Genomic DNA, 10,586 nt, shown 5'->3' with positions numbered 1-10,586 from the left:
TGCGGGCGGCAAGATTAAGGTCCACATCAACTGCACCGGAAGCAAGCTCATCCATCTTGGAGGTGAGCGAGACGATTGGTTTGCTGAGGCTGTTGGCGAGCCAGAGAGCAAAGCCAAGTCCGCCAAGACCTGCGATCAACGCAAAGCTGAGGGAAATGATGTTCAGCCGCCGTGCATCCGCATTGGCCTGCGCAAGTGCTGACTGACTGGCGGTAACGGTGGATGATACAATCGCGTTGATGGAAGCCCGAAGTGCCTGATTGTGGCGCTCGATCTTCTCTTTGGTCGGGATCATGCGGGATGGTGTAATACCCAGCAGGATAGCCGCATCTTTACTCCAGTTTTTAAAGCTGGTCTGCGCTGAAACAACGGCCTGCTGCATCTCGTCATTGAGCGCGACCTCTAACGTCTCCTCAATGTCCATACCCAGAGACGCGTTGATGTCTTTGAACTCGCGGCGAAATTCTTCAGGCTCAATGAAAGTGGTCATGGCCAGAGTTGTATCGACAACTTCTTTGGCATGCTCGAAGTGGTTGACAATGGTGAAGGAAAGGCGCTGTGCTTCCAGCGCTTTCAGCGTTACACGACCAAGATTTTCACGGCCTTCGGCTGCCTGCCAGACGAGGAATGCCATCAGCGCCATAGCGACAATGATGAGGCTCAGGATCGGAATGAAGATTTTACTGCGAATAGTCATGGATCCGGTCCTTAGTTTGGCAGCGTTGGCATTGGTGTTTCAGTCCGCTCGGCGGTGAGCGAAACAAGGAATGCCTTGAGGTCCTGAACTTCCCGTTCAGACAGGTCAAGCGGACGTACATGCTCGGATCGGGATGGACGCTCAATGCCGCCAGCATTGTAATGCGCGATCATGGTTTCCAGATCAGGAATGCTGCCATTGTGAGTGAATGGCGCACGGTAGGTCAGATTGCGCAGGCCCGGAGTTTTGAAAGCAAACTGAGCTTTGGGATTGTCTTCCTCATAAAGCCCGCGGCCAATGTCTTCGGTTGGTGTGCCAATGTCATGAAACTTGTTGTCCGTGAAGTTCCATCCTCTATGGCAGACTGCGCAATTGCCTTTGCTGTTAAACAGTTCAAACCCACGTTTTGTAGAGGTTGAGATCGCACCCTCGTCTCCTTCAACCCAACGGTCAAACGGAGACCAGCCGGAAACAACCGTGCGCTCATACGTGGCGATTGCGGTCAGCACAGTGTCGCGTGTGATGCCATCCTGCGGGAAGACAAGGCCAAACCATTTGTTGTAACCGGGGATCTCATCCAGGATCTCGACGATGGCTTCAAACTTGCCGTCCATCTCTTCCGGATTGGTGATCGGTCCAGCGGCCTGCTCTTCCAACGTCTCGGCACGGCCATCCCAAAACATAGGTGCAACCCAGGCAGCGTTGAGGATTGTTGGAGCCTGACGCCCAAGCAAGGTGTTGGCAGACCCAACGGCGGTCGGAACAGGCACCTCATAGCCAAAGGATGGGTTATGGCAGCTGACGCAGTTGATGTTTTTATTGCCAGACAAGCGCGGATCGAAGAACAGCATCTTGCCGAGAGTCGCCATCTGCGGAGAATACGGTGCGCTCTCCGGAAACGGGATTTCCAGCGGTCTGCGATATTGTTCTTTGAGTGAGTTGATGTCTGCAGCACTCAGGGGAAATGAGGTCAGCCCCAATACAATGGCAGCAGACACATGGCCTACAACTCTTCCTAGAAATGACATGATGCTCTCCCCTAAGCAAATATAAGGGAGATCCCCTAGCAGAAGAGGAGTTAACGAATGCCTTATCGATTGTTTTGATTAGGCACCTTCACTGATATGTGATGTGAGATCAGATGACTTTCCACTGTTACGATGAAAACCTGCGCATATACAGAAACTTACAAAATATTGGCTGCCTGCAAATCATGTATTGCACTGCCTCTGTGGGTTCATCGAACCTCCATCAATATGCGCAGCACATAGGAATAACAGTAAGTTCTACAACTTGACTCCGCCAAGAATCTCTTTTGCGCCTCGTCAGTTGAGTCCAGTTGAACCAGTGCCCTCAATTTTCAAAGCTTGTGACAAGAGAGTGCCCCGTTAAGGTTTGCCCCTACCTCTTTGTTGATGGAATCGAACGGTCTGCGTTGCTGGAAAACCACTTGCATATCAGCCCTTTCCGTTAACGTGTATCTACCTGACAAACCTGCACATTGTCAGAAGAGAGAGCAGTACTCGGCGTATCTCGAGAAATTTAAGTGCCTTAGTTTTGTAGCTTGAGGTTTTAAATGAGCGGCGTCGTCACATCTTTCAGACCAGCACGGATGTTGAACACCGGCGGTCTCTATCAATCTCTTCTTCTATCTACGGCCATCATTGTGCTGCCGAGCGTGGCAATCATGCCAGCTAGCGCGCAATCTGTGTCGCCTCAACCCCAGTGCTCTATCAATGGATCGACGGTGACCTGTTCAGGTGACTTGTCGGTTGGGGTCGATATCGATGGGGGAGCAGGCGTCTATACCAACTTTATCATTGAAAACGTGACGTCGAATATTGCTCCGTCCTTCGCGTTTCCAGGTATCCTGGTTGTGTCTAATGGCGATATCACCATCAACAGCGATACGGGTGATTTCAGCATCATAACGGATGGCCGGAACGCTATTGAGGTAGAGCCTGTTGCTGGTGATGTCTCCATCACGCACAATGGTGGTATTCAGACAATAAGCCAATACGCCTCTGGTGTTGAGGTGAGGAACGCTGATGTAGTAACAATCACACATACCGGTGATATTACAACGGATGGCTATTACAGCCGAGGCATTGAAGTCATTTTGTCTGAAGAGATTACGATCACCCATACCGGTGATATCACCAATACTGGCAATTACTATGCTCAAGGGATCTATGCGACCACGCAAGGTGGCAGTACAGGTGCCATAACCATCACGCAAACCGGTAATGTCGACACAACGGACGGATCAAGTACAGCCTTGTTTGCACGATCTGATGGGACGGGAGATGTTGGCATCACGCATGTTGGAACGTTGACCACATCCGGTATCGGCTCGCATGGTATTTTTGCTCGTGCTCGTGGCGTTGGAGCGGTTACGATCGACCAAAATGGTACCATCACCACAGGTGGTAACGCCGCGCATGGTATCATGGTGTACTCCGAGAACACCGCGACTGTAACACACAGCGGAACGATCAACGCTAATGGTACAAACTCAGATGGGATATTGGTTGCCGACGGAAATAATCCGGCGAATAGTTTTCAGGTCAACCTGACAGACAGCACCATCAATGCACAATCGTTTGGCATTAACATTCAGACAGTCGGTGACACGACGTTTACCCTGACTGGTACCAACGCAATCTCAGGCGTTGTTGACGACATTAAAGGCGGGACTGGGGATGACACGATCAACAACTCCGGCACGCTCACGTCAACCAATGGCATCGACTTAGATGCGGGCACCAACGCGTTCAACAACCTGAGTGGCGCAAGGTTTAACTCAGGGGATGAGGTCATTCTGGGTGCAGGTAGTTTACTCACCAACGCTGGTATTCTCTCTCCAGGAGGAGATGATGTTGTTCAGGAAACAGATATCACAGGTGACTTCCAAAATGATGCCAATGGGACGTATATCGTCACGTTCAATGCGGGAATGACTGCAAGCGATACATTGGATGTTTCCGGTGATGGCACGTTGAATGGCGGTGTAGTGCGAACCAGCGGAGCAACGTTTGCACCTGTTGGTACCTTTACCATTGTTGATGCGGCTGGCGGTATCACCGGAACGTTTGACAGTGTGGAAGATACCTTGTTCATTGACTGGACGTTGAACTACGGCGCAACCACGGTCACACTCAGCGCCGCAGAACTTGCCAGCAACTTCTGCGGTTTGGCAGAGACGGAGAACCAACGCTCGGCAGCGTGTGTTGGCTTGGACAGCTTGCCACTTTCTGCGCCCTTGCCTCAAGCAGTGCTTGCTCTTTCCAATGGAGCTGAAGCGCGGGCGGCCTATGATGATCTTTCCGGTGAAATCTATGCCTCCATTCAGGGAGCATTGGTTGAGAACAATTATCGCCGGATGGCCTTGATCAACAACCGCATTCGCAATGCAGACGCCTCACTTGGTTCCATTACAGCGACGCTTGCTCCGGAAGACCCCACGGAGCCGGAAAAGGATCGCCGAAACGACTTCTGGGGCATTGGTTACGGGGCATGGTCCAACACGTTTGGAACCAGTGATACCGCGTCATTGGATAACAGTCTGGGCGGTTTACTCTTTGGGTATGACCGGGAATTTGCCGAGGAAACGCTCGCGGGTGTTCTGGGTGGTTATGGCCGCACAAATGTAAAACAGGATGCTCGCTCCTCCAGCGGCTCCGCGACAACATGCTCCATCGGCATCTATGGAGAGACGGTGGCCAAAGATATCGGCTTTGTTCTGGCGGGTATTTACAACTGGCACTTCCTTGAAGGGGCGCGAACGGTGGACTTCTCGACCATCAACGAGCGTGAGCACAGCAGTTATAAAGGCCGCGGCTGGCAGTTTTATGCCGAAGCCAACTATGAGTTTCCTGTTATGGAGGCGTTCGCGTTTGAGCCTTTCCTTGGTGTTTCCTATATCGACGTACACACAGATGGCTTTGCGGAGAATGGCGGAACAGCAGCCTTGACGAAACAAGGTGGCAGTTTTGATAGTACCTTCACCAATCTGGGTGTGCGGGGTGCTTATAACGTCTATGACTTGTTCAACGTCAATGCAGCCCTCAGCTGGCGCCACGCCTATGGAGATGTAGATCCTTCGGCCTTGCTGGCCTTTGCAGGCAGCACTGCCTTTGGCGTGGATGGGGCGCCGATTTCTCAAGATGCATTTGAGCTGGAAGTTGGCCTTGATGCCCGCGCGGCTGACAACCTTTTTGTGAACGCAGAATACAATGGCCAGTTTGGTGACAACGCGACCATTCATGTCATCGAGTTAGATTTTACGATCAAATTCTAAGCCTCGTAGATATCGAGCCCTCATAACTCGCTGAGGCCCCTCCTGCGGGATGGGCCTATAGTCCCAGATTGTTGCAAGCGTAATCTAAAAGGGGATGAGATGGCTGGTTCAACACACAACCCTGCGCAAAATGCAGAGCCAGTGGCGCGGTTGGAGCCTAACGATATCTCGTGCTCTCGTGGCATGGCAATCTGGCTCAGCACCAATCAGGTCTCGCTTGCCATTTCCTCCTATCAAACAGGGCAGTTGTTTCTGGTTGGTGTCAAACCCAGTGGCGGTATTCATTTTCATGCCATCGGCACGGGCCGTGCCATGGGCCTTTGGGCAGAACCGCAACGGTTGATCCTCGGTACAGCCAATCAGGTGATCCGGTTTGAGAACATTCTGGAACAAGACCAACGTGTGGGAGACGCGGATAAGTATTATGTGCCTCGTGTTGCGCATACGACGGGTGATCTGGACATTCATGACATCGTGGCCCTAAACGACGGCAGTATCGTCTTTGCAAACACCATGTACTCCTGTCTCTCAACCTTGCATCCCATCCACTCGTTTGCTCCTTGGTGGACACCTGATTTCATCTCCAAACATGCCGCTGAAGATCGATGTCATCTGAATGGCATTGCACTCAGGGATGACAAACCAGCTTATGTGACCATGGTCAGTAGGGCGGACGTGATCAGCGGGTGGCGGGATCGCCGGGAGGAAGGCGGCTGCCTGATCGATATTGCCAGCAATGAGGTCATTACCGAAAAACTCTCCATGCCGCACTCACCGCGTTGGCATAAGGGTGAGCTGTGGGTGGTTAACTCAGGCACGGGCTATCTTGGCACTATTGATCTTGCCAGTGGCGCGTTTCAGCCGCGCTGTTTTCTGCCCGGGTTCGCACGCGGACTGGCGTTTCACAACAATCACGCCATCGTTGGTCTCTCCCTGCCACGTGACGGTTCATTCAAAGGCCTGCCGTTGGATGAGGAGTTGAAGAAACGTGATGCAGACCCATGGTGCGGAGTGCAGGTCATCAATCTTGCCACAGGGGATGTGGTGGAGTGGATCCGGTTCAGAGGTGTGGTGAAAGAGATGCTGGACGTGTGCACTTTGCCGGGAGTTCGCCTGCCGTCTGGTGCGTCTCCAACCTCCTCAGAAATGAGTAATCTACGCACAATAGCCAGCGCTTCAAAACAAACGGAAGTTGCGTGACCCAGTGCTGAAGAGTGAGCAGAGAAACCCTGCCCACTCGCCTTTATAAATGCGCTCAGACCTTCTGCAGAAAGTCGAAATCGCATCCCTTGGTCGCCGGCAAAACCGTGTTGTGGTAAAGCTGCTTATAGCCGCGGGCTGGTTCCGGGTTTGGTGAGGTGAAGGCCGCGCGGCGACGTTCCAATTCTTCCTCTGAAACCAACAGGTCGATGCTTTTGGCCTTGGTAGAGAGGCGAATGCGGTCGCCGTTTTGCACCAGTGCCAGCGGCCCGCCCAGATCAGCTTCCGGTGTTACATGCAGCACGATGGTGCCGAAGGCTGTACCGCTCATGCGGGCATCGGAAATACGCACCATATCCTTCACACCAGCACGGGCCAGTTTCTTCGGGATTGGCAAATAGCCTGCTTCTGGCATGCCAGATGGACTGCGCGGGCCTGCGTTTTGCAACACCATGACGTCATCTGCGTAGATGTCCAGATCAGGGTCGTCAATGCGATTGGCAAGATCTTCCAGAGACGTAAACACAACTGCCCTGCCCTCATGCTCAAGAAGCTCAGGCGTTGCGGCAGCACGTTTCAGGATTGCGCCTTCTGGTGCCAGTGAACCACTCAGTGCGATCAGGCCTCCTTGCGGGTCAACGGGATTGTCAGCTTTGCGGATCACGTTGTGGTCGAATGGATCAGCCTTTGATGCATCTAGACGATCCCCTAGGCTCATGCCTTCAATGTTGATTGGGCTGCGATGCACTTTGTCTTTGATCGCGTCCAGAACACCATCCAGACCGCCAGCGGAATGGAAATCTTCCATATAGCCCTGACCAACTGGCTTCAGGTCCACCACCACGGGTGTCTCATCAGAAAGCTGGTTCATGCGGTCCAGTGAAATGTCGATGCCAAGACGTCCGGCAACTGCCGTCAGATGGATGATTGCGTTGGTCGAGCCGGAAACGGCGAGTAATACGCGCAGAGCGTTCTCGAACGCTTCACGGGTCATGATTTTGTCTGGTGTCAGAGCGTTTTCTGAAAGTGCCATTTTGGCCGCGACAACACCAGTCTCCTCTGAATTACGCAAACGGTCGGCATGCACTGCCGGGATGCCAGCTGAACCCGGAAGGATCATGCCAAGAGTTTCAGCAATCACGGCCATGGAGCTGGCGGTACCCATCACAGCGCAGGTGCCCGCAGTAGTCGCCAATCGGCCTTCAATCTGATTGATCTCGGGCTCATCCACAGTGCCTGCGCGGTATTGCGCCCAAAAACGACGGCAGTCGGTGCAAGCGCCGAGGCGCTCGCCTTTGTGGCGCCCTGTCATCATCGGGCCAGCCACAACCATGGTGGCTGGTTTGCCAGCGGAAGCTGCCCCCATCAACAGTGCCGGAACGGTTTTGTCACAGCCCCCCATCAACACAACGGAGTCCATCGGCTGTGCGGTAATCATCTCTTCCACGGCCATGGCCATCAGGTTGCGATAGACCATGGAGGTTGGACTCAGGAACACCTCACCCAGAGACATGATCGGGAACGGCACCGGCAGTGCGCCAGAGGCGAGTACACCGCGTTTGATGGCTTCCAGCATCTCGGGGAAATGTCTATGGCAGTTGTTGAACCCGCTCTCGGTGTAACAGATGCCGACGATTGGCTTGTCCAGACTTGCATCCGTGTAGCCCATGGACTTGGCGAAGGAACGGCGCAAATAGCGGGCAAAGCCCTTGTCGCCATAGTTTGTCAGGCCGTTTTCCACCCCCTGTACTTTTTTGCTCATCAGATCTCTCGGGAGATTAGCAGGTGGCGGGTGTATTTCGGAACAAGGTAATCCATGATGCCGAGCGAACCACCCTCACGGCCAAAGCCACTTTCCTTATTGCCGCCAAACGGTGCTTCTGCGGTTGCAAGGAGCGTCTCGTTGATGCCAACCATGCCAGCTTCCAGTCGATCAGCGGTTTTGAGTGCCAAAGCGCTGTCGTAAGAAAACACGTAGGCTGCCAGACCAAACGGCGTGTTGTTGGCTCGTTCAATCACGTCTTCCACATCATCAAAGGTGGAGATCGGGGCGACTGGAGCGAAAGGCTCCTCAATCATGATCGCGGCATCGTCCGGTACATTCATCAGAACCGTCGGCTCAAGGAAGCTGCCATCGGGCAGGTTCTCCGGCTGCTTACCACCTGCCAGCAGGTCAGCACCTTTGGCGATGGCATTCTCTGTCAGGCGCAATGCATGGTCTACCGCGCGCTGGCGGATAAGTGGTCCAGTGTTAACACCGTCTTCCAATCCATCACCAACCACGAGAGATTTGGCATAGCGGGCGAACTCTTCTGCGAACTCCTTCGCGATGGAAGAATGCACGTAGAAGCGGCTTGGAGATATGCAAACCTGACCGCAATTGCGGAACTTAGTGGCTGCCAGTTTCTGGGCTGCTGCAATCGGGTCAAAGTCCTTATGGATGACCACAGGGGCATGACCACCCAGCTCCATGGTGACTTTCTTCATGCCATCTGCACACTGACGCATCACGTCTTTGCCCACGGGCACAGAGCCGGTCAGCGACACCTTACGGATTTCAGGCGCATTGATCAGCGCTGGAGCCAGCGTGCGACTGTCACCTGTCAGAATAGCCAGGGCTCCCGGCATTAGGCCCGCGTCCATCAGGGCCTGACCAATGGCAAAGCATGGTCCAGCTGCTTCAGAGGCAGGACGGGCGATGACGGAACACCCAGCTGCCAATGCTGCCGCGATTTTGCGAGCGGGCAGCAAGGCCGGGAAGTTCCAGGCGGACAGTGCCAGAGATGGACCGACTGGCTGGTAGTTTACAGTCAGGCGTTCATCAGCATTGCGGCCCGGAATGGTCTGGCCGTAGATGCGCTTGGCTTCTTCTGCCTGCCATTCAAACTGGTCTGCTGCTGCTCCGGTCTCACCAATGGCCTCTGCCAATGGTTTGCCGGTTTCAAGGGACATTACATGGGCAATGTCCTGCGTCCGTTCGCGGATCAGATCAGCGGCCTTGCGCAGCACCTTGGCGCGCTCCCATGCCGGAACCGCAGCCCATTTCGGGAACGTGTCCTTTGCCAGTTTCAAAGCGCTGGCAATGTCGTCTGCACTTGCAGCGGCAATGGTGCCGATCACTTTGCTGGTGACCGGGCTATGTACATCGCGGGTTTCGCCGTTGCTGGCTGGCGCCCACTCTCCGCCGATAAGAAGCTTCGCATCTGTCATGATTAAATGCTCATTTCCAAATATTTGTCCTGAACGTCATCGCACCAGTTGCCAACGTTCCAATTGCCATAAGCGCCCATGCCACCCGCCGGATCTTCTCCGTAATAAACCGGCACGTGCACCACGCTGAGACCTGTGTGCGCTCTGGCTTTTTCCAGTGCGTCACTCAAATCTTCCGCGCTGTTTCCGCCAGAAAGCGCAAGCACGCCATCCACCGCATTCGCCATGGCAATGTAATCGACAGCCACACCGTCATTGGTGCGGTAATCCTTGCCGTACTGAGCAAGTTGAAGGTGGCTAATGGCAGCCATGCGGCGGTTGTCGAAGATTAAAACCGTGCCGTGAACACCATGCTCCACACCGTCGATCAGCACTTGTGGATTCATCATGAAAGAGCCGTCTCCGGTAAATGCGACAGAGTATTTTCCCTCGTCCGCCACGCCGCCTGCGATGAGAGCGGAGACTGCAAAGCCCATGTAGGAAGCGCCGGTCTCGGTGATGGTTTCGCCGACACGGTCATCTTCCACCACCTGAAAGCCATTGGCCTGCACGTCGCCCGCGTCAAAAAGCTTGAGGGCGCCGTGTTTTTTGCAAAAATCAGAAGCGGCTTTGATGGCTTGAGGCTGGGTGAGGACCCCTTGCCCCCACATGAGGTCACTCACCCGCCCTGCTGCATAGCGATCTGCCTTGAAGGCAGTCCATTCGCTTTTCTTTGCAGCACAGTCTTTCAGCCAGTCAGCTTTATTGGCAACACCATCTTTTGCGAGCTCAGCAAGCAGCAGCTTCACCACCTCGCCAATGTCTCCGTTTAATGCCGTGGTTTGGGCGTAGTGCTGCACATCCATTGGATCGGCGTTGATGTTGATGACGTGTTTTGCCTTTGGCCACCCCATGCCGGAGCAGTCACTCTGGCACACAGCGCGCGAGCCGATGGCGACCAGAAGCTCCGCTTCCTGCATGGCGTGATTGCCGCTGATGGACCCTTTCGAGCCACCCACATGCATGTTCTGCGGATGCGCATCTGGCAGGATGCCCAGTGAGCCCGGAGATTCCACCACCACTGCACCAGAGGCTTCGGCAAGGGCGCGAAGTTCCTCAGCAAACGGACGGGAGCCGCCGCCTGCTTTGATGGCGATCTTGCTGGTGGACTTCAACAGCTCCACGGCTTCCAGCAGGTTG

General features: G+C 54.1%; 6 protein-coding genes and 1 pseudogene. 2 read left to right on the top strand and 5 right to left on the bottom strand.

Features of this window, described 5'->3' with window-relative positions:
• Together PPL9_RS33170 and PPL9_RS09335 are read right to left on the bottom strand one after the other, a co-directional pair.
• Positions 1 to 697: pseudogene (locus PPL9_RS33170) on the bottom strand (methyl-accepting chemotaxis protein); the annotation flags it as partial.
• An 11-nt stretch (positions 698 to 708) separates the two neighbouring features.
• Positions 709 to 1,725 (bottom strand): cytochrome c peroxidase, encoded by a 1,017-nt coding sequence (locus PPL9_RS09335; protein WP_057462442.1) that lies wholly within the window; start codon positions 1,723 to 1,725, stop codon positions 709 to 711.
• A 548-nt stretch (positions 1,726 to 2,273) separates the two neighbouring features.
• On the opposite strand from PPL9_RS09335, the gene PPL9_RS09330 reads away from it, so the two are divergent.
• Together PPL9_RS09330 and PPL9_RS09325 are read left to right on the top strand one after the other, a co-directional pair.
• Positions 2,274 to 4,997: an autotransporter domain-containing protein gene (locus tag PPL9_RS09330; RefSeq protein ID WP_208989270.1), complete on the top strand. Its 2,724-nt coding sequence runs from the start codon at positions 2,274 to 2,276 to the stop codon at positions 4,995 to 4,997.
• Positions 4,998 to 5,096: 99 nt separating this feature from the next.
• Positions 5,097 to 6,197, top strand: coding sequence for a TIGR03032 family protein (locus PPL9_RS09325; RefSeq protein WP_057462441.1), 1,101 nt, complete (start codon positions 5,097 to 5,099; stop codon positions 6,195 to 6,197).
• A 55-nt stretch (positions 6,198 to 6,252) separates the two neighbouring features.
• Here PPL9_RS09325 and PPL9_RS09320 read toward each other — a convergent pair whose 3' ends face one another.
• From PPL9_RS09320 to PPL9_RS31240, 3 genes are all read right to left on the bottom strand, one after another.
• A complete protein-coding gene (locus PPL9_RS09320) occupies positions 6,253 to 7,959 on the bottom strand; it encodes a dihydroxy-acid dehydratase (protein WP_057462440.1) in 1,707 nt (568 codons plus the stop codon).
• Positions 7,959 to 9,407, bottom strand: a complete 1,449-nt coding sequence (locus PPL9_RS09315; protein ID WP_057462439.1) for an NAD-dependent succinate-semialdehyde dehydrogenase — start codon at positions 9,405 to 9,407, stop codon at positions 7,959 to 7,961. Before PPL9_RS09315 ends, PPL9_RS09320 begins: the two co-directional genes overlap by 1 nt.
• Positions 9,408 to 9,409: 2 nt before the next feature.
• The coding region (locus PPL9_RS31240; protein ID WP_161831262.1) for a thiamine pyrophosphate-dependent enzyme at positions 9,410 to 10,586 on the bottom strand (1,177 nt) is incomplete at its 5' end.

It is taken from the genome of Pseudovibrio sp. POLY-S9 (assembly GCF_001431305.1).
Taxonomy (GTDB): Bacteria; Pseudomonadota; Alphaproteobacteria; order Rhizobiales; family Stappiaceae; genus Pseudovibrio.
Note: the sequence above shows the minus strand (reverse complement) of the source record. Positions and strands in the feature narration are given on the sequence as shown.